The sequence below is a fragment of the Tissierella praeacuta genome (assembly GCF_040396155.1).
GTDB classification, from domain to species: Bacteria; Bacillota; Clostridia; order Tissierellales; family Tissierellaceae; genus Tissierella; species Tissierella praeacuta_A.
On record NZ_JBEBOY010000010.1, the window covers coordinates 59,482 to 84,915 of the forward strand.

The 25,434-nt window shown below is 31.9% G+C and carries 25 protein-coding genes; 2 read left to right on the top strand and 23 right to left on the bottom strand.

Annotated elements, in window-relative coordinates; all coding sequences use genetic code 11:
• Positions 1–111 precede the first annotated feature (111 nt).
• The 5 genes from ABWP20_RS07095 to ABWP20_RS07115 all read right to left on the bottom strand — a co-directional run bounded on the left by ABWP20_RS07095 (position 112) and on the right by ABWP20_RS07115 (position 5,626).
• On the bottom strand, positions 112–867 hold the full coding sequence (locus ABWP20_RS07095) for an acyl-CoA dehydratase activase (protein WP_353095091.1): 756 nt from the start codon (positions 865–867) through the stop codon (positions 112–114).
• Positions 868–883: 16 nt separating this feature from the next.
• Complete coding sequence (locus ABWP20_RS07100; RefSeq protein ID WP_353095092.1) at positions 884–2,047, bottom strand: double-cubane-cluster-containing anaerobic reductase; 1,164 nt, start codon at positions 2,045–2,047, stop codon at positions 884–886.
• Between the two features lie 123 nt (positions 2,048–2,170).
• Positions 2,171–2,554 (bottom strand): iron-sulfur cluster assembly scaffold protein, encoded by a 384-nt coding sequence (locus tag ABWP20_RS07105; protein ID WP_353095093.1) that lies wholly within the window; start codon positions 2,552–2,554, stop codon positions 2,171–2,173.
• A 42-nt stretch (positions 2,555–2,596) separates the two neighbouring features.
• Positions 2,597–4,465, bottom strand: a complete 1,869-nt coding sequence (locus ABWP20_RS07110) for a sensor histidine kinase (RefSeq protein WP_353095094.1) — start codon at positions 4,463–4,465, stop codon at positions 2,597–2,599.
• Between the two features lie 129 nt (positions 4,466–4,594).
• Positions 4,595–5,626: a stalk domain-containing protein gene (locus tag ABWP20_RS07115; protein WP_353095095.1), complete on the bottom strand. Its 1,032-nt coding sequence runs from the start codon at positions 5,624–5,626 to the stop codon at positions 4,595–4,597.
• 235 nt (positions 5,627–5,861) lie between these two features.
• Between ABWP20_RS07115 and ABWP20_RS07120 the strand changes: the two genes are divergently transcribed.
• The gene (locus ABWP20_RS07120; protein WP_353095096.1) at positions 5,862–6,533 is read left to right on the top strand and encodes an RluA family pseudouridine synthase; all 672 of its coding nucleotides are present in this window, start codon (positions 5,862–5,864) and stop codon (positions 6,531–6,533) included.
• A 245-nt stretch (positions 6,534–6,778) separates the two neighbouring features.
• Here the strand turns inward: ABWP20_RS07120 and ABWP20_RS07125 are convergent, their stop codons facing one another.
• From ABWP20_RS07125 to ABWP20_RS07145, 5 genes are all read right to left on the bottom strand, one after another.
• A complete protein-coding gene (locus tag ABWP20_RS07125; RefSeq protein WP_353095097.1) occupies positions 6,779–6,943 on the bottom strand; it encodes a hypothetical protein in 165 nt (54 codons plus the stop codon).
• 19 nt (positions 6,944–6,962) lie between these two features.
• Entirely contained in the window at positions 6,963–7,493 is a 531-nt protein-coding gene (locus tag ABWP20_RS07130; protein ID WP_353095098.1) for an ABC transporter ATP-binding protein, read from the bottom strand.
• A 101-nt stretch (positions 7,494–7,594) separates the two neighbouring features.
• Positions 7,595–7,873 (bottom strand): hypothetical protein, encoded by a 279-nt coding sequence (locus ABWP20_RS07135; RefSeq protein WP_353095099.1) that lies wholly within the window; start codon positions 7,871–7,873, stop codon positions 7,595–7,597.
• Positions 7,874–8,067: 194 nt separating this feature from the next.
• On the bottom strand, positions 8,068–8,922 hold the full coding sequence (locus tag ABWP20_RS07140) for a VOC family protein (protein ID WP_353095100.1): 855 nt from the start codon (positions 8,920–8,922) through the stop codon (positions 8,068–8,070).
• A gap of 192 nt (positions 8,923–9,114) precedes the next feature.
• Positions 9,115–9,996: a diguanylate cyclase gene (locus tag ABWP20_RS07145; protein ID WP_353095101.1), complete on the bottom strand. Its 882-nt coding sequence runs from the start codon at positions 9,994–9,996 to the stop codon at positions 9,115–9,117.
• Positions 9,997–10,103: 107 nt separating this feature from the next.
• Between ABWP20_RS07145 and ABWP20_RS07150 the strand changes: the two genes are divergently transcribed.
• On the top strand, positions 10,104–10,349 hold the full coding sequence (locus ABWP20_RS07150; RefSeq protein WP_353095102.1) for a helix-turn-helix domain-containing protein: 246 nt from the start codon (positions 10,104–10,106) through the stop codon (positions 10,347–10,349).
• 294 nt (positions 10,350–10,643) lie between these two features.
• On the opposite strand, the gene ABWP20_RS07155 is transcribed toward ABWP20_RS07150, so the two are convergent.
• The 13 genes from ABWP20_RS07155 to ABWP20_RS07215 form a co-directional block, all read right to left on the bottom strand.
• Positions 10,644–12,266: an ABC transporter substrate-binding protein gene (locus tag ABWP20_RS07155; protein ID WP_353095103.1), complete on the bottom strand. Its 1,623-nt coding sequence runs from the start codon at positions 12,264–12,266 to the stop codon at positions 10,644–10,646.
• A gap of 118 nt (positions 12,267–12,384) precedes the next feature.
• Positions 12,385–13,407, bottom strand: a complete 1,023-nt coding sequence (locus ABWP20_RS07160; RefSeq protein ID WP_353095104.1) for an ABC transporter ATP-binding protein — start codon at positions 13,405–13,407, stop codon at positions 12,385–12,387.
• A complete protein-coding gene (locus ABWP20_RS07165) occupies positions 13,407–14,378 on the bottom strand; it encodes an ABC transporter ATP-binding protein (RefSeq protein WP_353095105.1) in 972 nt (323 codons plus the stop codon). The genes ABWP20_RS07160 and ABWP20_RS07165 overlap by 1 nt, the downstream gene beginning before the upstream one ends.
• A 15-nt stretch (positions 14,379–14,393) precedes the next feature.
• Positions 14,394–15,239, bottom strand: coding sequence for an ABC transporter permease (locus ABWP20_RS07170; protein ID WP_353095106.1), 846 nt, complete (start codon positions 15,237–15,239; stop codon positions 14,394–14,396).
• Positions 15,239–16,180 (bottom strand): ABC transporter permease, encoded by a 942-nt coding sequence (locus ABWP20_RS07175; RefSeq protein WP_353095107.1) that lies wholly within the window; start codon positions 16,178–16,180, stop codon positions 15,239–15,241. Before ABWP20_RS07175 ends, ABWP20_RS07170 begins: the two co-directional genes overlap by 1 nt.
• A gap of 233 nt (positions 16,181–16,413) precedes the next feature.
• On the bottom strand, positions 16,414–17,079 hold the full coding sequence (locus ABWP20_RS07180) for a P-II family nitrogen regulator (RefSeq protein WP_353095108.1): 666 nt from the start codon (positions 17,077–17,079) through the stop codon (positions 16,414–16,416).
• Positions 17,080–17,081: 2 nt separating this feature from the next.
• The gene (locus tag ABWP20_RS07185; protein WP_353095109.1) at positions 17,082–18,551 is read right to left on the bottom strand and encodes a DUF1538 domain-containing protein; all 1,470 of its coding nucleotides are present in this window, start codon (positions 18,549–18,551) and stop codon (positions 17,082–17,084) included.
• 646 nt (positions 18,552–19,197) lie between these two features.
• Positions 19,198–20,241: an ADP-ribosylglycohydrolase family protein gene (locus ABWP20_RS07190; protein WP_353095110.1), complete on the bottom strand. Its 1,044-nt coding sequence runs from the start codon at positions 20,239–20,241 to the stop codon at positions 19,198–19,200.
• Between the two features lie 12 nt (positions 20,242–20,253).
• The gene (locus ABWP20_RS07195) at positions 20,254–21,279 is read right to left on the bottom strand and encodes an ADP-ribosylglycohydrolase family protein (RefSeq protein ID WP_353095111.1); all 1,026 of its coding nucleotides are present in this window, start codon (positions 21,277–21,279) and stop codon (positions 20,254–20,256) included.
• 90 nt (positions 21,280–21,369) lie between these two features.
• On the bottom strand, positions 21,370–22,482 hold the full coding sequence (locus tag ABWP20_RS07200; RefSeq protein ID WP_353095112.1) for a sugar ABC transporter substrate-binding protein: 1,113 nt from the start codon (positions 22,480–22,482) through the stop codon (positions 21,370–21,372).
• 42 nt (positions 22,483–22,524) lie between these two features.
• Complete coding sequence (locus tag ABWP20_RS07205; RefSeq protein WP_353095113.1) at positions 22,525–23,466, bottom strand: carbohydrate kinase family protein; 942 nt, start codon at positions 23,464–23,466, stop codon at positions 22,525–22,527.
• Positions 23,467–23,490: 24 nt separating this feature from the next.
• Complete coding sequence (locus tag ABWP20_RS07210) at positions 23,491–24,453, bottom strand: ABC transporter permease (protein ID WP_353095114.1); 963 nt, start codon at positions 24,451–24,453, stop codon at positions 23,491–23,493.
• Between the two features lie 15 nt (positions 24,454–24,468).
• On the bottom strand, positions 24,469–25,221 hold the full coding sequence (locus ABWP20_RS07215) for an ATP-binding cassette domain-containing protein (protein ID WP_353095115.1): 753 nt from the start codon (positions 25,219–25,221) through the stop codon (positions 24,469–24,471).
• Between the last annotated feature and the right edge of the window lie 213 nt (positions 25,222–25,434).

Consider the following 25,434-nt stretch of genomic DNA (forward strand, 5'->3'; position numbering starts at 1 on the left):
AACCTTATCTATGGTGGTTATCCACATATTATTTTTCCTTATATACCCAGAAAATATCTATATAAAATAAAAAATAGAACAAACTAAAAAAATTAGTTTGTTCTATTTTATTTAGATACCCTTAGCTAATAATGCTGCCCCAATGGAGCCTGCATATCTTGCTAACGGGCTTGTCTGTACTTTTGTTGATAATTTTTCCGAAAGAAGTTCAACAAATGGCTCTACATCACATAATCCTCCTGTTAAAAATATAGTATCTGTAGCACCATGTTTGTGTAATAGGGCATATACTCTCCCTGTAATGGAGTTCACTATACCTCTAGCTATACTCTCCCTTTTCGTACCAGATCCTATAAGACTTATGACCTCAGATTCAGCAAATACTGTACACATACTTGTAATATTTATATCTTCTCCTGATAAAGCCATATTTCCCAACTCGACTATACTAACTCCAAGGGTATTTGCCATTAACTCCAGAAATCTCCCTGTACCCGCTGCACATTTATCATTCATGGTAAAATTAGATACTTTCCCATTATCTAAGGTAATGATCTTAGTATCTTGACCACCTATGTCTATAACTGTACAATCCTTTTCCAATAGATAATGGGTTCCTTTACCGTGACATGTAATTTCCGTAATAGTTTTATCTGCATAGGGTATAGAAATTCTACCATATCCCGTGGCTACTACCTTTGCTTCGTCTATCATTACTTTATTTTCTTCTAATTTTTCTTTAATAGTTTTTGAAGTTTCTACACTGCTCCATCCTGTAGGCATAGTAAAATTTCCCATTAACTCATCATCATTAAATACGGAAACTTTTGCAGCTGTGGAGCCTATGTCTATACCAACGTAATACATTATTTATCATCCTTTACTATTTTGCAGTAGCTGGTCTTTCTATTGTTTCTAAGAAAGCCTCTACTCTTACCTTTACTTGTCCAGTATCTGAATCTGAGTAGTCAGTTTCTATTTGAATAAATGGTAAATTTAACTTTTCTTGAACAAATTTCTTTACTGTAAATGATTCTATATTATAAGTATGACATGCTTGCCAAGTTAAATCTACTACTCCATCTACATCATATTCCTTAGCTAATCTTTCTATTAAATCCAGCCTTCCATTGTTATTTGTCATACAAGAACAAGGAGTAGATAGATATTTTTCAGCTAATGCTAACATTGGCTCTTTATTTTCATCTACCATTACATCAAGTCCTTTATATCCTGTACAATTCTCAAGTGCTACTACTGATGCACCTGCTTCTTCCAAAGCTTTTAATACCTTTTCTGAGCCTGAACCTATTGGACATCCTGTAAGTAATATCCTAGGTGCGTTTTCATCAAATGCATATATTCCCTTAGCCATTCTTTCTTCTACTTCGGCTATTAATCTTTCTATTAAATCTATTCCTGCTTCTTTATCTACATTAAATCCCTTCAGCCATTGAGCCAACATCATGTCCATTCCTGACAAAGGTGCAGGTTTATGAGCATTTAGTTTATGTAATCTCTTTAATACATCTCTCTCTCTATTCATAAGCTTAATAGCTGCTCTTAATTTTTCTTCTGTAATTTCTACTTCAAATTGTTCCTCTAGGAAGTTTTTAAATTTAATCATTTCTTTCTTAAAAGATTCTAAAGAGTCTTCGTCATCAGCAGTTTGTGGTAGATTCATAATATGCATAGGTTTTAACTTGCCCATTAATTCATACATTTTCTTCTTACCATCACAAGTGGTTTCTGCCAATAATGCATCTGAAAAAAAGAAATATGGGCATTTATCTGTAATGGCAAATCCATAGCTGGACTTTATAAGTGGACAGAGATTTCTAGGCAATTCTTTTTCAGCATCTTCAATAGGTCCTTGTGCAGTACCACATAATGTTACTGAAATTGCATCTGCTGCCAGTGCTATTTCTGAAGGTGAAAATACACAGTACATTCCCACAACCTTTTTACCTGCTTCATGTGATTCTTTAATTTTAACCGAATTGACGCCTCTTAGTCCTTCAACTTCTTCCATTATTGACGGTCTCATATTTCACACACTCCTTTACAAAATTAAATTTCTCTTAAAGTGTATCATGTAAAAAAAGCATCTACCAATTATTTTTATTAATAGGTAGATGCTTTATTATAGATAGAACTTATTAAACTTAATTTATTTTTTACTACTTTTCTCCAAATAATCTTCTATTGCAGATCTGAGTCCCTTAACTCCTAAAACTGAACAATGAATCTTACTCTGTGGTAGTCCATCTAGAGCGTCTATTAACTCTTTTTCTGTAATGGCTAAGGCTTCTTCTATTGTCTTTCCCTTTGCCATTTCTGTTATCATACTGCTTGTTGCTATGGATGCAGTACATCCAAATACTAAAAAGCTAATATCTGTTATTATATTATCTTTTACTTTAATATAAATAGTTAGGGAATCACCGCATTTTAAATCTCCAAAAGTCCCTTCTCCATCAGGATTCTTCATACTTCCTACATTTCTTGGACTCATAAAATGCTCTATTACTTTCATTGAGTATTCTGAATACAATCTAATCACTTCCTGTTTATATAATAGTGTTAAACCACTATATTATTTTACCACATAAATATCTGAAAATTCCACATGTATCTTTTCAGAACAATATGTTTCTTCCCTATCCCTTACAATATTATCATCATCAACAACCCTATTTGGTAATTCTATTCTAAATTCACTACCTTTACCAAGCTGACTATTTACTGATATTGTCCCTTCATGCAATTCTACTAAGGATTTAACCAAAGATAAACCAATACCTGAGCCTTCAACTCCTCTTCTAAGGGGATTCTCTACTTGAGCAAATCTATCGAAAATAATCTCTAATTTATCCTTAGGAATTCCTATACCATTATCCTTCACAGCAATTATAACTTTTTCCTCTCTATCATAAATATTGACTTCAATCTTTCCACCTTTTTCTGTAAATTTAATTGCATTTGATAATAAATTCAGCATAATTCTTTCCATCATATCTATATCAAAGGCAACTACCTTTTCCTCTACATCTGTATCAAATATAATACTAATATCCTTTAAATTCGTATACTCTACAATAGACATAGTTATATCCTCAATAACATTTACAATATCATTGTTATGTAATTTAAGATTAATATGACTATTTTCAATTTTAGTTATATCAATAAAATTACTAATTAGTCTTAAAAGCCTATAACTATTTTGTTTCTGAATACCGATATATTTATTAAATAATTCATGAAATTCTTCTTGATCTTCTATATTGACACTTTCCAATAATTGTATACTGCCTAATATAATATTTAATGGCGTCTTAAACTCATGGGATATTGTAGCTAAAAAATTGGATTTTATATTATTATACTCCTCTGTCTCTTTTGCTTTTTGATTAAGAACTTCTACCATTTTATCGAATGCTTGTCCAACATCCCCAAAAACATCATCTTCTCTAATGCCAGTCTTTACATTTAAATTTCCCATTTTAACCCTATATGCTGCTGATTTCAACTTATCAATTGATCTAATGAATCCACTGGATATAGATATTGCTATAATAAAGGACATTATATAAATCAGGGCCACAATTGTTAAATTTTCCGTCCATGCTTGCCTTTCTTCTGCTAATATTTTTTCTATAGGGGTAGCTACAAAGCTAACCCAACCAATCTCCTTAATAGGATAACAAACTCCCATCATTTCTCTTCCATCAAATTCTGAACGTTGGGAATAAATCTTAATAATTTCTCCACCTAATGCCTTTCTTATGGGGGAATCTGCACTAGCTGTTTTTATTTTAGAAATCAACGAATTGCATCCATTGCGATATACGATATTTCCACCTTTATCTGCTATTCCCAATATACTTCCAGATCCTATTCTGTTTATAGAGAGAATATGTCTCATTTCATTGACCCCTATTGTATTTATAACTATGCCCTTTAATTCTTCATCAACACTAATTCCTCTAGCAATTGCTATTATTAGTGCACCATCAACATCGCTATATTCCAAGTTTCCTATTGCCTTTTCTTTTCCAGCCATGATTTCTTTAATAAATTCTCTTTCGCTTATATCTATAGCCATATTTCCTTCGTCTAATCCTGCAATTATTATTCCATCAGAATTTGCCCAATAATAACCCATCTTAAATGGTTTATCTTCCAAAGCTATATTATTGAGATATCTCTTTATACCTTCTTTGCCGTTCCCAAAATGTGCAACTAAACCTTTTCCTATTACATATTGATTAGACCATGTTCTTTCTAAAAAGTTCATAAATACTGTATCAATAGTCTCTGCATAGTCTTGACTTGTGTCTAATTCCATATGCATTCTTGTCTCTAAGTCCTTCCTTATATCTACAATCTTCAATATGGATAAAGGAATTAATGTAATAAAAATCAATAATACCAATTTCAACCTGATACGATTTATTTTCAATATTTATCCCCCTAAAATACCTAGTCATTTTAAAAACATTATAACAATACTTGCAATAATTGGCAACAATTGCCATACTAGGGTAAAGAATAAGAGCCACATAATGTGGCTCTTATTTAAGAAATTATATTATTGATTTATATTAATGGTTCCATTTTCAGTTATATTTACCTTCACTTTCAATATTTCATCTAAGAAATTAAGAGGAACATAGGTAGTGAAATCCTTCATTTCTGGTGATGCCCCTAACTTTACTTGCATCTTAGCAAAATTGTAATTATCTTCTCCAACAGTTAAAGCTGTCCATTGTGCCCCTTTTGTTAATTCAGCTGCTCTTTTTTGACCATCCCATTTTATTTCATATCCTAAGGCTTCAGATATTTGTCTAAGAGGAACCATCATTATTTCTTTATCATTTTTATATAACGTTTTATCTAATGTAATTTCCTTTTCGTTTATAATAACCTTATCTAATACCATAACCTCTGGTTTTTCCTCTTCCTTATTATCTTTTTCCATTACAATTATTTTCTCTGGTGTTGTTTGAGCTGGAATACTCTTTGTCGATATGGTGTAGAAAACGATTAAATCTTTATCTACTATATCTTCTTTTTCTATTTTATTTCCATCTTTGCCAACTATGACTGTATTCTCTGATGGATTTATCTTCAACATTCCATCAGAACTTACAAGCTCTTTGTCAAACTTTGATACATGAGTAAATACTGGCTCTTCACTTTCTCCTATTACAATAAGGTCTGGTGTTAATTGTGGAGGTATACTCATTGTCATTATAGTATTCTTAGAATAATATGCTGAAACTTTCATACCTTCCTTTAAACTATCCTTATCAATAAAATCTTTATCTTTATCATTTAAGAGAATAACCTCATCATTAATGTGGAATAGCATTCCATTGTATGGATCACTTTCATCATTTTTTACTAATATTGATGTATTTTTTCCATCTTTATTTATTCCAACTATTTTTCCTTCAAATTTAATATACTCCTCTACCTTTGCTTCATCTATTTTTTCTAATGGTGCAGATATTGGAATTATCTTTTCTCCATCTAAATTATCATTAGCACTAGCCACAAATGGACTTAGTGAAATACAAGTTGCCAATGACAACACTATATACTTTTTAGTCTTATTCATTCTTATTCACTCCTTTTCTAATGTAAACTTATTATATCAGTAATTTATTTTAAAATGGTTACATTAGTTTTACAATTCTATTACATATATGTAAATCTTTGAAAATAAACTTTTATAAATATGTAATTGTAATATATGAATACCAATTGAATATTTTTAGGCTTTCCTTGTATTTTCAATAAAATAAGCATAGAATATATCTTATACACTAAAGCACACAATATTGGAGGTTATAATGGATATTAAAATTATTTTTGAAGATGATGATATATTAGTAGTTGAAAAACCACCTAAAGTTCCTTGTCAATCTGATAAAACTTCTGATGAAGATATGATGAGTCTTTTAAATAGGCCTTATCTTGGACTTATACATAGATTAGATAGACCCGTAGGAGGAGCTATGGTATACTCCAAAAATGAAAAAAATACTTCTTTTCTTTCTAGGGAAGTTTCTACTAGAAATCTATATAAGGAATATCTTGTAATAGTATGTGGTAAGCCTAAGAATAATGAGGGAGAATTAAGAGACTATTTAAAGAAACTTAGAACTATAAATATGAGTAAAGTAGTCGATAAAGGTACCAGTGGCTCAAAGGAAGCCATATTGGAATATAAAGTATTAAAATCAATAAATACAGATGAATATGAAGATATAAGCTTACTTAAAATTATTCTAAAAACAGGACGTCATCACCAAATAAGGGTTCAGCTTTCTAATGCTGGTTTTCCTATATGGGGAGACAATAAATATAATAAAACCTTTGTAAAGAAAAAAGAATGGACTCAAATATCATTGTGGTCCTATAAAATAGGATTTTCTCATCCTAAAAACAAAAAATATGTATCATTTATTTCTCTGCCTTATGATGAATATCCTTGGGATAATTTTGATTTAAAAGAAATATAGAAATCAGAACAAAAATAAACTTGTGCAATATGAAATCTTCTAAACTGCACAAGTTTAATACATTCTTTGAACACTGATGCCATTATATCTTCTATGGATTTCAGATTATTTTGAGCAAAAGCAAATCCTCTCTAAGTTTTCTAGATAAGCTACTCCTGCTATGGTAGTCCCATAGAATAATGTAGGTTTTTTCGCTCCTAGAAAATCTACTATGGTACCGTTTGTTATAGTACTTCCTGTAACTACTAATATATCTGCCCTTTTAAAAGAGGAAAATCTTTTCTTTCAGTTATTCCAATAGCCTCCTCTGGTGTTAATGTGTTTGTAGTAATAATAATATTTTCATCATATAAATTATTTTGTTTTACAATTGCTTCAATCTTTTGTTGTAATTGTATATAAAACTCCATTTTCTTTTCACCTTCTCTATTATAATTTAAAATACTCAAATATAGTATTTAGATCTAACCTATTAGATATTTCATCTGCCTCCAGTACTTCTAGTAAACTTCCATTATTCATTATACCTATTCTATCTGCTAAAAATATAGCTTCTTCTATATCATGGGTAACATGTATTATTGTAGACTTAAACTCTTTATGTATATTTTTTAGCTCCTGCTGAAGAGTTGGCTTAATCATTATATCCAATGCACTTAGGGGTTCATCTAAGAGCAATATTTTAGGTGATATAATAATTGCTCTTGCCAGCGCAACTCTTTGTTTTTCCCCACCGCTAAGCTTATTTGGATATCTTTCTAAAAGATGCTCTATTTTTAGCATTGATACTAGCTTATACAATTTTTCTGATATAATCTTTTTATTCACACCTCTTATTTTAAGTCCAAATATTATATTATCCTCTACTGTCATGTGAGGGAATAGTTCATAGTCTTGGTATACAAATCCTATGCCCCTTTTTTCTGGAGGAAGAAAATTTATATCATTCTTATTATACAAAATATTCCCCTGAATTTATTTCTAGGTCTACATTATTTAGGAAAAATTTCCCTAATTTCAATTGTATATTTTTTATCTCTAACATAATATTTCCTTTCCTGTTAAATAGATTTTGACTTCTGTATTATTTCAACTAGAAACATAGATATTATAGATATAAAAATAAGTATGGTTGCAACACCAATTGCAATATCTAAATCACCTGTTGACATATTCATAAATATTGCTGTAGGTATTACTTCTGTTCTCATACTTGTAACTTCAGCAAGCATAATCACCGCTCCGAATTCTCCTAATGCTCTTGACCAAACTATTATTGAAGAAGAAATCAGATACTTTCTTGATATTATCTTCATATAGTTTTCCAATATAACTATCACCCTAAATTCTCTAAATGATATTTAGTACTAGTTAATCAAATAAAATATTGAGATTTGAGTTCTGATATTAGTTTTATTGATAATATCAATATCTAAAAATTTTATAGAGTATTACTTTCATAAAAAGCAGAAAATCCTTTTTGATTTCAAGGATTTTCTGCTTTTTAATATTTTTTATAATTTATTTTTATATTTTACACTACCAATTTTATCAAATTATTAGATGGATCCTTTGTAAGTATATTGTTATCTTCTTCAATCACATCATAACCTAGATTCCTTAGATTACTTACTATATTTTTCCTTGCATCCTTATCTGGAAATATTATAGTGTAATATTTCATGCCTGCAGAATTATCTGGCAAAGCTAAAGCATTCTTTCCGTTCCAAATATTTAGTCCTATATGGTGATGATATCCTCCTGATGAAATAAATAATGCTGAATTAGCCATTTCCATCATTAAATCAAATCCTAACCCATCACAATAAAATCTTCTTGCTTCATCTAAATCTCCTACATGTAAATGTATATGTCCTATTATAGTTTCTGGTGGAATTCCATTCCATTTTTCTTCACCAATCTCAAATATAATCCCATTATAATCTAAGGGCTCTGTTACCATATCTATTTGATTTCCTTTGTGTCTCCATTCTTTGCTATCCATATCCCTATATACTTCTATTCCATTTCCATCTGGGTCTTCTAAGTATATAGCCTCACTAACCCCATGATTAGCACCACCAATTATAGGATACCCTGTTTCTCTTAGATGTTTTAAAAACAATCCTAAATAAAACCTACTTGGCAAAAGAAGGGCAAAATGATATATTCCAGTTCTTCTTGGTATCTTTGGTATCGCATCATCAGGCTCTGTTATTGTAACTATTGGATTAATCCCATCTGCTGTTAATATTATCTCTTTTTCTTTTTTATCTAATATTTTGAATCCTATTATCTCTGTATAGAATTCTATAGATTTTTTTATATCCACTGTCCTTAATACTATCTGATTAACAAATATATTTGGTTTCTCATGAAATTTTGACATAAAATCACCCTCATATTCTTAGTAAATATAATATACCCAATAATATGTATTTAAATTATTTCAAACATAATAAATCCCATAGTATTTATAGCAAAATTATCCATCGTATAAACTAACCATAAGATATAAATTAAGAAAAGAAGCATCCTATATATTAGTCTTATTTTTTATTACTATTTATGTATGTTTACTCTATGAGTTTTTAAGATATTCTACAATCAATATATCTAACTTTTGACTTAACTCCAATATCTTTACTTTATCCTTTTCAATAATTTGTTTGTTTAATTCACTCCTCAGTCCTTCAATCTGTTCACTTAATTCTTTTAAAGTATTAGTCTTTTCGTGTCTTATACCCTTCTTTATTTCTTTTTCTTTATATAAGTTTTTATCTGCTATTCTCATTATATCTTCCATATTATAATAACAATCATTAAAAGCTACTCCTGTACTAATTTGAACATCTATATTTTCTTCTATTACTTGTTTATAAATTCCCCTTCTAATTCTCTTTATTATTTCCTCTACAGTGTTTCTATCTTGATTTAAAAGTAATATTATAAATTCATCTCCACCATATCTTATACCAATATCTTCTTTTCTTATACTATGCTGAATTGCTTGTCCAACTACTTTAATAGCCTTATCCCCTTCTAAATGTCCGTAGATATCATTAATCTTTTTTAAATTATCTATATCAATTAATATTAAAGAGAAATCTTTGAATCTAATATTATGCCGAATCTTACTATTAATCTTCTCCCAATAATTTCTATTATATAAACCTGTCACACTATCTATTAATAAATTACTACAGTTATTGCATTTAGAAAATTTAGGAGTCATCATAATTATATAATGAATCTGATTATAAATATAAAATTTGTCAACACTTATAAAATAATTTATTGAAGTATAATTAATAGGTAAATCCGTAGATAAATTCTCTAAAATATGCAGTTCTTTAAGGTAATCATAGGCTCTCTGATTACCAATATTACTATATTGAATTCTATGTTCCTGATTTATTATAATTTGAATTAACTTGTTAGTTTCAAAGTTTCCTTTACACATTATCGTCATCCTCCAAATTTAAAATTTGTGCTTTATTAGAACATATCATTGTATAACTTCGGATAAAATACAATTGTTCCAATAACGAACAGAGAAGGTGATTTATTATGAAATTAATATTAGATTCCGAGGAACGCAATATTGCAGGTTTTAGAGTAAAAACTGCAAGAATAAGAAATAACATGACACAAAAAGAACTTTCAGCAAAGCTTGAGACATTGGCTATTTACATTGACAGAGCTAGCATTTCTAAATTAGAGCAACGAAAAAGAATCATTACTGATATTGAATTAATGGGATTATCTCAAGTACTAAATGTCAGTGTCAATTGGCTTTTAGGGTTAGAAAAATAGCATTTGTTCTAATAAAGAACATTATATCATTTACCTTTATTGTTGTAAATACAACATCCATTCTATTATTACCTCTAATATTGCTTCATTTTTTATTCTACTCTTACCATTAGATAAATATAGCCTCTAATTTAATTAAACTTTTCTAAATCTTGTTATTTCAGCCTAGAATTGTTCTAAAAGTATGCTTAAATCTGAACCTGTTTATCTATACTAAAAATGCATAAAAATAAAAGTAAAGTAGTAATCCATCTATGATTTTTACTACTTTACTTTTATACTAGTCTTTAAAAGCTATTTTATATCATTATAATAAATACTGCCAGTTTTAGTAACCACAAGGCCCTCTATATCATTACGATAAGCACAGTATTCCACATCTGAATATAGAGGAACCATAGCACAGTCCTCAAATATCTTCATCTGAATTTCATCAATTAACTGAGTACGTTTACTAGAATCTGACTCATTAACACATTGTTTAACCGTATCTCTATAGGCTTTAAACTCTTCATCAGACTTGCTATTAGGATCATAATAACAATAGTTTAATATAAGAATTGGTTCTCCCCATTGAAGTACTTCAATGCCAGCATCATAATCATTAGCACTAATTTTTTCATATATATAGTTCCAGTCAATAGTTTCAATACTCATATCAATTCCGATTTCTTTAAGTTGAAGCTGCATTTCCTGTGCCACTGTTACACTTGTTCCAGAGGACCTAGTTAGGAAATTGAAACTAAGTTTTTCACCATCTTTATAAAGGAATCCATCACTATTCATTTCATATCCCGCTTCATTTAAAAGAGATTTTGCACCTTCTATATCATTAGAAAGGTTATCCCTAAAGTATTCTTCAGCCTCTTGGCTATAATTCTGCATTGTAGATGTAATCATAGCATACTCTGGTTTTAAAGAACCTTGACACATAGTCTCCATATCATCACGATTTAAAGCTTTCATAATAGCCTTACGAACTCGAATGTCACTAAGATGCTTGCTATCCTTGTTTAGCTCAAAATATTCAATATTAGGAAAAGTATCATTTAGTATTGTTACATCTTCTACTTGGGAAAGCTCCGCATACTGCTCCATATTAATTCCAGTTAATATATCAATATCTCCTTCTCTTATGGCTGTATTAAGTGTGAAGGTTTCCACATCAGCCATTTTAACAGTAATCGCTTCAAGTCTAGATGGTCCTTTATTTTCAACTAATGGATTAGATGTCATATAGTAAGGATTTGGTTTAAGTATAACATGTGAGCCAGGAACGAATTCATCTACATAAAACTGTCCATAAGGCAAAGCTCCCCATAAAAGCTCATCACGAGACATAGATTCAAGTTGCCTTTTACTAATGATGCCCATAAAAGGTTGTGTTAGGAAGTATTCCAAATCTGAGCGATACTCTCTAAGATAACATATGACATCACGACCATCTACTTCCATAGACTCAATATTACTATAACCATATCCCCAATCTGAATCTGGGTTTCCATCACCGTCTTTATCTTCTAAACCATATTCTATGGATGCAACAAAATCTTCTGGTCCTAAAGGTGTACCATCAGCAAATTTCATACCTTCTGGAAATGTCAAACGAAAACTCATGCCATCTTCACTTACTTTATAATCTGAGCATATATTAGGCAATAGTTTTGACGGGTCCTCTGGATCCTGAATTAGAAATGTATCTGAAATCAAATTTTGAGAACTATACCAACTTGAGCATCGAAATAAATCTGTTTCCATCCATTCACTATCCTTTAAAGTTAATGTTTTACGTCCATTATTTTCCCTAGACAAAGTATTTTTAGAACCTCCATTAGAGTTTTGCTCTTTTGAGCAACCAATGATGATACTAGACACCATAATTATTGTCGCAAACAGAACTAAAAATTTCTTTTTCATTCCTTTAACCTCCTAAATAATATTCTTAGATAGACGCATTAGCCTTCATATCATAAATATATAACTATCTAGTATTCGACTAGAAAATTATACTTCAGCCAATCCAGTTAAGATTAATTTAGTAAATTAATTTTGTTAGCTCTTTTTCATACATAAAACATGATACTTGATGATTAGAACTGATCTTGTAATTTCCAGGCAAAGTACTTTTACAACGTTCAGTCGCTTTACTACAACGTGAACTAAAGCGACAACCCTGAGGTAAATCTATAAGGCTACCAGGATCACCTCCCATTAATTCTTTTTTCTTTCCCCTAAGCTTAGGGTCAAGTATTGGAGAAGCTGCCATAAGCCCATTGGTATATGGATGTTTAGAATTTTTAATCACTTCATCAGTAGGTCCAAATTCTACTAACTTTCCTAGATACATTACTGCCACCCTATCACTTATATACCGTATAACATTAAGATCATGAGTTATTACTAAATAAGTCAGCCCCATATTCTCCTGTAAATCCAATAATAGATTAAGTATCTGTGCTTGAACTGAAATATCAAGGGCCGAAGTAGGTTCATCTAAAATCATTATTTTAGGTTCAAGAACTAAAGCACGGGCAATAGCTATACGCTGTAACTGTCCTCCTGAAAGCTGATGAGGATAACTATTAAGATATCTTTCATCCATCTTCACCATATTAAGAGCTTCTTTTGCTTTTTCCATAGCCTCTTTTTTTCCTTTACCATGGAGTATCATGGGCCGCATAATGGAGCTTGCCACTGTCTGTCTAGGGTTAAGATTTGATGCTGGATCTTGAAATACTACTGCTACCTCAGAGCGAAGCCGTTTTATTTCATCCTTTGTGGCTGATATCATATCTATACCATTTACCATAACCCAACCTTCCGTTGGCTTAGTAAGGTTAAGTATTACTCTAGCAAGAGTAGTCTTTCCACTGCCAGATTCACCCACTAGTCCTACTACCTCTCCTTTATTAATAGTCAGACCTATATCATCAACAGCTTTAACTACCTGTTTTTTTCCTCCAAAAATGCCGCCCGATATTGTAAAATATTTTTTAAGTTCATCTATAAGTATCATAGGTTCATTTATATCAATATTAGTATTTACATCCTTATCCATTAAATTGCCTCCTCTTCAAAATGGCAGCGAAAGAAATGGTCTTTGCTGACATTTATAAAATGTGGATCAGTATTAAAACAAATTTCCTCTGCAATGGGACATCTATTGGCAAAGCGGCAGCCTGATTTAACATCTGTAAGTCTAGGTACCGTACCATCTATGGTTTGAAGTCTTCCCTCAGCCTTAGTCTTTCTCGGCAGTGCTTTCATTAAAAGTCTTGTATATGGATGCATGGGATTTTCAAATATTTCAAAAACATCTCCTTGTTCCACCATCTCACCAGCATACATAACCCCTATTCTATCTGCCACCTCAGCTACTAATCCAAAGTTATGGGTTATAAGCATTATGGATGTAGAAAATTCTCTTTTCAATTCACTTATTATCTGAAGTATCTGTGCCTCTATAGTAACATCTAAAGCTGTCGTAGGTTCATCTGCTATTAAAAGTTCTGGATTTCGAGAAAGCATCATAGCTATCATGACTCTTTGCCTCATTCCTCCAGAAAGTTCATGGGGAAAACTATGAACTCGCTTCTCTGCATCTGGCATCTTTACATCTCTATAGAGTTTTGCCACCTGTTTCCAGACCTCTAGACGATTTTTATTATCAAGGTATATTGCTTCTGCTACCTGCGCTCCTGTAGTATATACTGGGTTAAGAGAATCCAATGGATTTTGAAATATCATTCCAATATGTTTTCCACGAATTTTCTCCATTTGTTTATTTGTCATATCATTTAGTTTTTCTCCTTTAAAATAAATGCTTCCACTTATATGTTCATTATGCTCAGGGAGAAGTCTCATAATACTATGGGCAATAGTTGATTTTCCACAGCCAGATTCGCCGACAATAGCAAATATTTCCCCTCTATTTATTGTTAAATTAACATTTTTTACAGCTGAAAGATATCCGCCTTTAACTTTATAGTCTACGCTAAGATTATCAAGTCTTAGTAATTCTTCACTCATCTTCTTACCTCCTTACTAAGATTTAAGTCTTGGATCAAGTAAATCACGTAATCCCTCACCTAATAGATTAAATCCAAATACAGTATATACCAATGCAAGACCTGGAAATATACTCATCCATTGAGCACGAGTAATATATTTCATACCCTGTGCAATGGCAAGACCCCAGTCAGGAGAAGGCGGCTGAGAGCCAAGACCTAAGAAACTCAAAGTTGTAGTTGACATTATAGTCCCTGGAAGATTCATAGATACTAGAACTATAAGTGATGGAACAATATTTGGAAGTATATACCTAAACATTAGAGATATAGGTTTCTCTCCAAAGGCCATACCAGTTTCTATAAATGCCATATTTTTTAATGACATAGTCTTTGCACGTACTGTTCTTGCATAACTTGCCCAGTTTACAAGGGATATAGCTATAATAGAATTTGTAAGTCCCTTACCTAGTACAGTTACAACTGCCAATGCCAGAATTGTTCCTGGTATACACCAAGTAATATCAACTATAAACATCAATATTTTATCAACTATTCCCCCGAAGAATCCACTTATAAGACCTATAGTAACCCCTAATATCAGTTGAATCGCTGCCCCTAAAAATGCAACCTTTAAAGTTATACGTGTGCCATTAATAATACGGCTAAACATATCTCTGCCAAAGTCATCAGTACCAAACCAATATGTTCCATTAGGTGCCTGAAGTATTGCATCCTTATGAGCCTCATCAAAAGGAAAAGGTGCTACCTTTTCTGCAAATATGGCTAAAATAATAACACTAATAAGAATTATTATGCCTATGATAAAGTTAATATTCTTCCAACATGACTGATAGAACTCCTTAGCTGGACTACTATTCATTAATGATCACCTCCTGAAATAGAAACCCTTATCCTTGGATCTAATAATCCTATAACAATATCACTGAGTATATTAGATAATACTGTAATTAAGGAAATCACTAGTACACATCCTTGGACAACGGCATAATCTTGCTGGATTATAGAGTTTATCATTAGACTTCCCATACCTGGTATTGCAAAAATTCTCTCAGTAATAACTGCACCAGAAATAAGCCAAGGAATAGACATAAAGACTAGAACTGTTATAAGTATTAAGGCATTACGAAGAACATGCTTGACCATTACTGTACACTCTGGCAAACCCTTTGCATAAGCTGTAAGAACATGTTTCTCACGAAATACATCCAAAACCTCACTTTTAGTAAGACGTATGGTTCCGGCAATACTGCCTATAACCCCACTGGCAATAGGAAGTATAAAATGCTTTCCTGTTTCATAGCCACTAAGAGGAAACCATTTTAACTTTACACCGAATACAATTATCAATAAAACTGAAATCCAAAACCCTGGGATGGCTGTTAATAGAAGTGTAGTATTTACTGTAAACCTATCAAAAAATGTATCCTTTTTATAAGCACATAACAAACCTAATGGTACCGCTATTAGTATTTCCATAAGAAGAGTCCAACCGCATAATTTGAGACTAATAGGTATACGAGTCTTCATCATTTCCCAGACAGGCTGTCTATTTCTAAGGGAAATTCCAAAGTCCATTTTTGTCACTATACTCTTTATCCATTTCCAATACTGCTCAGGCAAAGGACGATCAAGTCCAAATTCGGCCTTTAATGCCTGCCGCCTCTCTGGGGAAACTTTTCTATCAACCAGTAAATCTATTGGATCCCCTGGCATTAGATGAAGCATACTGAATACAAGTACTGTCACTACAAACACAAGAAATACTCCAGTAATTAATCGTCTAACTATGTAATTTCTCAATATATCATCTCCCACCATTTATAGAAGTACAATATCACCTCTATGTATTTTATACTTATTATTGCAATTTTCATGCCATTTCGAATTAATTGACTATTTGCTGTTTTTAGGAGTCCCAGAAAAAATAAGGGATGTTTTCCATCCCCTTTATATTCCCATTTATATAAAATAAGCCCCAAAGTATTTATAAAGTAAAATTTACAAATACTTTGGGGCCTTAAAAATGGATTAAACTATTTTTGATATAATCCTACAGCTTTCTTTACATCCATAACAAAAATAATTCCTCCACTTGGCTCATCAATATTTAATCTCTCTTGTATAGCATTTACAATAGATTCAGTTTTATCTGCCTTTGATAAAATAAGTATTATTTCCTTTTCTGGCTCAATCTGAATATTAAATAATTTTTCCTTCTCTTTTGTGCCAGAACCTCTTCCATGTATTATTGTTCCTCCTGTGGAACCCGCTAATTCTGCTGCTTCTAATACATCATCTATTGAACCCTTATCTACAATGACAAATATAGATTCATAATCCAAATTACTCACACCTTTCTTTTCAGGATTAGATACGTTCTTAGAACCATTAACTTTTAAATAATAATTTATTGGCATGGAAAAAGCTATACCATGACGAGGTTTATTTAAACCAAACTTTTTAGATATTTCATCATAGAAAACATCCTCCAATTCCTCATCAATAACTGTCAAAAATATTTCCTTTCTTGTGTCTAAAATTCCCAATATATTTAATAGTTCGTTTTTTACTGTGCCTCTTCCTAAAAATATGGCACCTCCTACTCCCCCTAGTTCATTGGATAATTTCAATAGCTTGCTTCCTTTTCCAAAATCCAGTATACACCAAAATAGGATTAGTTCCTTATTTCGCAAGTTCATAGTTAATTACCCTCCCTCCTAGATTTTATTTTAAATATAAGTCCAAGTATTTGAATAGCTACTAATGGTGTCATAGCTACCATAGCAATAACACCAAATCCATCTATTAGAACATTTGCTGTTGAAATTGCATTGGCAGCCCCCTGAGCGAAAGCTAAGACAAATGTGGCAGTCATAGGACCAGATGCAACGCCGCCCGAATCATACGCTATACCAACAAAAATAGGTGGTACCTTGTAAGATAAAAAAGCTGCTATTGCAAATCCTGGTAATAAGAAATGCCATAATTTTAAACTTGGTATCATAATTCTTAACATGGACATAGAAACTGCAAAAGCAATACCTATAGATAAGGCAGCTAAAATAACTTTCTTTTTTATATGACCAGCTGTAACTTCTTCTACTTGCTCAGTTAATACATATACTGCTGGCTCAGCCAACACAACTACCATGCCTAATAAAAATCCAATAATAGGCAATAACCAAGGATAGAAATTTGCTATCCCTTCTCCCATTACTCTTCCAACTTCCATAAATCCAGCATTTACCCCAACTAAAAACAATGTAAGACCAATATATGTATATAAAAGGCCTTTAAGAACAGAATTTTTATGTTTTCTATTTAATTTAAATTTAAGCTTATCAAAAATTAAAAATAATAGAAATAATGGTAATAGCGTTACTATAGATTCTTTCAATAGCTGTGGAAATATACGTAAATAAGGAATTAATATTCCTGTATTAGGTACAAATGCTTCCACTTCTCCTTGTATATCAGTAAGACCTCTAATTATGCTCATTATCATAATAGCAAAAATTGGTCCTGTAGAGGCTAGCCCAACCATTCCAAAACTGTCTTCTTCTGATGTTTTACCACCTTTTAATTGAGAAACCCCATATCCTAAAGCTAATATAAATGGAGTTGTCATAGCTCCAGTAGTGGCACCTGAAGCATCTACAGAAATAGCCAAAAATTCTTCCGATACCTTTAAACCAAGAATTAGTATTATAAAATAAGTTAATGTAAACAGTTTATTTAGTGGTTTTCCATATAGAGTTCTAAGTAAACCTACACCAACCATAATCCCTACCCCAATTGAAACTACAATTAAAATTAAAACACTAGGAACAATACCTCCAGAAGCCAAATTAACTTGATTAGCAAGTATCTGCAAATCAGGTTCGGCAATAGTAATGAGAAATCCTAATATAAATCCAAGAATGCCTACTAAATAAGATTTATTTGTCTTTGCTATGGTCTCTCCCATGAGATTGCCAATTGGTCCAATACCAAGGTGGGCACCAAATAAAAAAATTCCCAATCCTACAATTACAAATATAGCACCTATTATATACCTAATAAACATCTCCGTTCCTATAGGCACTATTGTGAAGTTTAAAATAATAACTAAAATTGTTATGGGTAAAACGGATAACGATACTTCTTTTAATTGTTTTAAAAGTATATTCAAATAACCTCCCCTTTCCAAATTAAAATATTATTTACAAATACAATTTATTATTAATATAATATTTAATATTAGTACAGTATGTCAATACCTATTGTTTTAAAATAAACAAAATAAGTAATTTTATATTTATATATTTAAAATATTTTATAAAAAATTTAATTATATAAAGATATACTTTGAATTTTAAGCTAAAACTATTCTAGCTATTTATCAACCTATACCCAAATCTAAATTTATTATAAGATTAATATTCTTTTAATTCATTTATAACTAACTTGTTGGATAATGTTTTTTTATTATCATAATATTAAATTTAAATCATTAACATATTTTTCATAGGAAGAGTTGTCCTCTTCTAATCTGAAGTTAACAAGCTAACAATTTCAAAATATAATTATTTAATAACTTATGTAATAAAAAACGATAAGAATTTACTCTTACCGTTAATATAAATTTTATATCTAATCCCCCCTTATTATTAATACTTATTGTTTAATTAACATACCATTTTATACTTCAAAATGAAACATATAACTATTAAGTTTCTCTGTTTGTTAAATCTCATTCTTCAGTGGTTAACAATATTATATCACTAATATTGAAATAGTTTCTATATATAAGGTTAAACATTAATTAATCAATATATTTATTTAGAAATATATTTACAGATTTTCTCACTCATATCAGATAAATTCATTCCATTTTGTTCTTCTATAACCTTTTGATATCCTTGAGTAATAGAGTCCACTCCATTATATGCTCCTCCAAGTGCGCCAGCAATACTTGCAATGGCACTTGTCTCATCCCCTATATTGACTCCATCAAAGATAGATTCCATGGCATTACCATTGTTGGCTATAAATAGGCCAAAGGCAGAAGGAACTGTTTCAGAGATTGCTGGTCCACTACCTATAATATCTGCTAATTTCTTCATTATTATATCTGGTTCTCCCCATTTAACTGCTATATTCACAGCCATATCCATTCGTTTTTGTACAGAAGGTCCTGGATATTGAAGTCCGATTTTAGCTCCCTTTTCCTCTCCAACTTTTGCACCATATAAACCAGCCTGAACTATATCATATACATTAACTTCTTCGTCCATAGCTTTACTAACTGCTGCTGCTACGGCACAAGCACCTGAAATACTATATTTATCATCATGGGATGACATAGTTACAGCTATAGTATCATCAATAGCTCTATCTAAATCTCCTGGATTAAACAATCCCATTGGAAAAGCTTTAGTTGCTGCCCCATTACTTGACAATGCATAGTAATGTCCCTTGAAAAGTTTATTGCCTAAATGTCCTGCATATGCCCAATCACTTACTTTACCACTGTCTTCTTTCAAGCGATTAATCACTTTCCTAGTAGTCATCCCCGCAAAAAGTTCAAACCATTCTTCATTGGAAGCCCACTCCATCAATGCTCTTTGTGCCATTTCAGTAGAAAAACTTACATCATTTCTCAATTTATATTGAATCAATACATAGGGAATGCTAAATGCATCTGTAACCATGCCTGCCTTACGTCCTTTTGCTATGGTATCATTAGGCGGTGTATAAAAATCTGTTACTTTACCATTAAAAGTTTCCTGAATTTGACGAATAGATCTAAGTTCTGTAGCTGACCCCATAGCATCACCTACAGCAGCTCCTAATAACGCACCTAGAATTTTTTTATACATTCATACTTCCTCCTAACATATTGACTGTCTTCCTTGACAAATATTTTCTATTCCCTTAGCTAATCCCTTGATATCAAATCCATTTGCTTCTTCCAATATAGAAAGAAAATGATTAGGAAATACTTGACAACCACCTAGAGTTCCTGCCATTGCCCCTGCTATAGTTGCAAGAGTATCTGTATCATATCCCGCATTGGCACAGTTAATAATCGTACCCATGGCATCACCATTATTTGCAGCAAATATTCCAAAAGCTGATGGTACGGTTTCTGAAACGTGAAGGCCTGTACCAATCTTTTCAGCTATATCTATTGATTTTTCCTTGGAACTTCCCTTTCCAAATCCTATTTCAATTGCTACTTCCATTCGCTTCACTACACTTGGGCCTGCAGCATCACGGGCTATCTCTCTTCCTATTTTCTCTCCTTCTACTGCACCATATAATCCAGCTCGAAGCACATTATATACATCTGCATCATCCATCATCGCCTTGCTAACAGCAGCTGCTACTGCACAAGCACCTGAAATAGCAAGATAATTATCATGAGTCAGCATAGTTACTTTAGCCGCATTATTAATAGCTGCATCTAAATTTCCTGGATTCATTAACCCTATCGGGGAAATACGCATAGCAGAACCATTGGTAGCTTGACGAGTTGCTAATTTTGATTTCCCAGATTTATCAACTTTCCTACCTTCAAACTCATAAATTGCTAAACGAGTAGTAGGACCAGCAAACCTATCAAAAAACATAGAATGCTTAGACCACTCTATTAAAGCATTTTTAACAACTTGTTCTGTTATATTACCTCCTGCATCAACTATATATTTAGCAATAAAATATGCTGAGCTAAAATCATCTGTTACTTGTCCAGCCTTACTGCCGGCTGCAAAAGTATCCATAGGTGGGATTTCAAAATCAATTACCTCATGTCCGAAATATTCTATGATCTGCTCTCTTGTTCGAGCTTCAGTAGCTGCACCCATAGCATCCCCTGCTGCAGCACCAACAAGTCCTCCTAAAATTTTATTATACATATTATATTCCTCCTAAATGATCTCAAGATAATGAAAAAGCAGATTTTATTTAAAGATTATAACCTATATAAAATCTGCCCTTTATCCTTACTATTTCCAGCCTTCCATAGTATCTACATTTTCTTTACTTATTAATTGTATTGGTGTCCAAACTACAGATTCCTTAAATTCGTGACCTTGAATTGCTTTAAGAGCTGTAATTACACCAGCTTTTCCAAATAAGTAAGGTGACATTGCTACAGTAGCATCCAATTCTCCATTTTCAATAGAATCTTTTGCCTCTTCTATAAAATCAACACCTGCAACAACTACTTTGTCTTTCATATCCTTTGCTTTTAATGCTTCTACTGCACCTAAAGCCATTACATCATTTCCACATGCAATACCTACTATATCTGGATATGCATCAATAAGTGCAGCTGTTAGGTCATATGCTTGCTGACGATCAAAATTTGCTGTTTGTACTGGTAATACTTCCATTCCAGCAGCTTCAAAGGCTTCTATAGCTCCATTTTTCCTAGCTTCACTTTGAGTAGCACCTGGAATACCTTCAATAACAGCTACTTTTCCTTTACCACCTGTTTTATTAACTATAAATTCAGCACCCATTTTTCCTTGTTGTTTAAAATCAGAAGTAATATATGCTTCAATCTTTCCTTTTGCTTCCTCTAAGGCTTTTTCATTTACTCCATTTCCTACTGCTACAACCTTAGTTCCCTTATTATTTGCTTCTACAATTCCTGGGATTAAATTATGTTCTGTTAATGGAGAAACAGCAATCGCATTGTAATCTTTAGATAAAAGCACTTTCATAATATCTAATTGTCCATTTATATCGGTTTCTGTTTCAGTCGCCATTACATCTATGGATACACCGTATTCCTTCGCAGCATTTTCATAGCCTTCTTGCATTGTAATCCAAAAGGAATTTGCAAGAGTACTTTCTATTGCTGCTAACTTAACTCCTGTATCTTTATCCGGCAATGGTGCTAAGGCTTCAAGCAATTTTTGTTCAGCATCTTCCATAGCATTGTTTTTTACTTCTTCAGTTTCTACCTCTGCTTCTTTTTCTTTAGATGTTTCTTCTTCTACATTAACTGGTTCTTTATCATTATTAGAACAACCTGTTAATCCTAAAGATAAAGACACAATTAATATAAATGCTAATAAACTTAATTTTGTAAATCTGTTTTTTATCGACATTATTTTGTCCTCCTTTTTTTATTCTTTATATCAATTCTACAATTATCTTGCAAAATTAATAAACTGTTTTACTTCTTCAACTGTGGCTTTTGACCTTGGTCCTTTATGCATACATTTCATGGCAGCTGATGCTGATCCAAATCTAAGAGCATCTTTTTTATTCATTCCTTCACAGAAATAAGCATAAATTAGTCCTGCTAAGAAAGAATCTCCTGCACCCGTTGTATCCACTGCATCTATGGAATAGGCATCTATATGGATTAATTTCTCATTATCTAACCATATGGCGCCTTCGTCTCCAGCCGTGCATATAGCCCCATGGGGAATATGGTATTTATCATAAAAACTTTGTACTCCCTTTCCATATTCATACTCTCCAGTAATTTCAAAATAGCCCTCACGACCACTTGAAAAAATTGTAGAAAGTCCAATCATTTCCTCTATTTCATTAATATCAACACCACATTTCTTCATAAAACTTGGTGGACATTGCATATTATATACAACGGGTATACCTTTCTTCTTAGCTAATTTACCTAAGTATATAGATGCACGGGATGAAAACATATCAGTGTAGAATACATCTATTCCATCTAGTATGTTTTCTGGGAGTTCCTCTGGCTCCAAATTTGTCACTGAATCCCCTAAGTTTGCAAAAATACAATGTTTCTCTCCTTGAGTTATAATAAATGTATGTAAGGTAGAGCCCATTGGCTTAGTAACTAAAAATCTATCATCAACACCATCTTCTACTAATGTTCTACGAAATTCATTTCCATACTTATCATCACCAATTTTTCCTGTTTGATAGGCCTCCACATCAAAATGAGCCAGAGCTACAGAAAGATTAGAAGCACTCCCTCCAGGTACAAGCTTTTCAGACTCTACAAAACTAAATCCATCTTCTTGCGGCATTTGTTTTGTTTCTATTATTACATCCATAGCTAATGCTCCAAGTGAAAGCACCCTCTTTTTTCGTCCCATATCACTATCTCCTTTTTATTTATTTTATCCCATCTTAATCCTTTTTCTCTGCTTATATTCTGATAATGCTACTGTTATTAAAATAATAATTCCTGTTAATAGTTGCTGATAATTAGATGAAATAGCCAAAATCCTCAAACCATTATTTATTACTCCTAAAATAAGACAAGCAATAAAAGTATCAACAACACTTCCTCGTCCACCTTGCATATCAGTTCCACCAAGAACAACAGCAGCAATAGCATCCATTTCATATCCCATTCCTGCCAAAGGCTCTGCTGTATTCAATCGAGCACTAATAATAAGCCCCGCTATTCCTGAACATAATCCACACAATATATATATAAGTGTTTTATATCTGTTTGTATTAACTCCATTCCTTCTCAATGCTTCCTCATTACATCCCATAGAAATAGAATAATTGCCAAATCGTGTTTTTCCTAAAAGAATTATACCTATTAAGGTAACAAAGAAAGCTATAATAATTGGACAATTAAGAAACCCAACAGTACCACTACCTAAATACGTAAATGATTTAGGAAATCCATATATAGGTCTGCCCTTTGTAATCACCAATGTTGCTCCCCTAATTATAGACATAGTACTCAATGTAGTAATAAAAGGATTTATCTTCAAAGAAGAAATCATATATCCATTGAAGGCTCCTACACTCATAGCAGCAGCTAGTCCCATGACAATGGCAATAACTACATTAAAATCAGCCTTCATGGCAAAGGCTGATACAACTGAACTCAATGCAATTACAGAGCCAATTGATAAATCAATTCCTCCAGAACAAATTACAAATGTCATTCCTATGGACAAAATAATATATAAGGATGCTTGGTCTAATATATTCTTTATATTATTCAATGTTAAAAAATGTGAAGATATAAAACTAAGAATAATTACCATAACAAATAAAGTAAATAGTAACAAAATCCTATACCTATGTGGTTGTAGTAAAATCCTAAAATCTTTATTCATAATTCTTCTCCTTCATTAAATATCTGCTGCGCCAGTAATCATCGAAACAACATCATTCATATTTAATTCATCAGTTTTAACAATGTCTACGATTCTGCCTTGACGCATTACACATACTTTATTTGCAATTTCAAATACCTGCTGTAGATTATGACTAATTATAATTATCCCATAACCATCTCCTGCAAGCCTTTTAATTAGCTTTAGTACCCTTGAGGATTCTACTAAGCCCATAGCTGCTGTTGGCTCATCAAAAATTAATAACCTGCCTCCTTGATGAATAGCCCTGGCAACAGCTACCCCCTGTCTTTGCCCTCCACTTAAATTTTTTACAGGAGTTTTTATACTAGGTATATGGACTTCTAAATCTTGAATCAACTGTTTAGATTCACTATATATTTTCTTCCTGTCAATAAATAAACCCTTCATTGGTTCCCTGCCAAGAAAAATATTATAAGCAGCATCACGGGTATCTACCAATGCCAAATCTTGATAAACTGTTGAAATTCCTTTATTCAAACAAGTTTTAGGATTCAAATTATCCTGTTTTTCCCCTTCTATCCATATCTGCCCACCATCTTGTGTAAATACTCCAGAAATGATCTTAATAAGGGTAGACTTTCCTGCCCCATTATCTCCTACAATAGCTAGAACCTCTCCTAAATAGGTTTCCAAACTAACCCCTCTAAGAGCTTCTATATTTCCAAAATTCTTTGTTATATTTTCTACTTTTAAAAATGGACTAAATCCTTCAGATTTATCATTCACTTCTTCACTTCCCTTAAGGCATTATATCAATATCATTTATTAAATTTGACTATTTTCGACATATTTTTTATATAGTTTATATTTTAGCAAACTTATATGGAAAAGTTAAATTTACATTATCTATAGTACTTGGACTTAATATTGATTTTTTTAATAATTGAATTCTCTCCAAATTATAAAAACCAACCGTAAAGTTTTATAAACTTAATACGG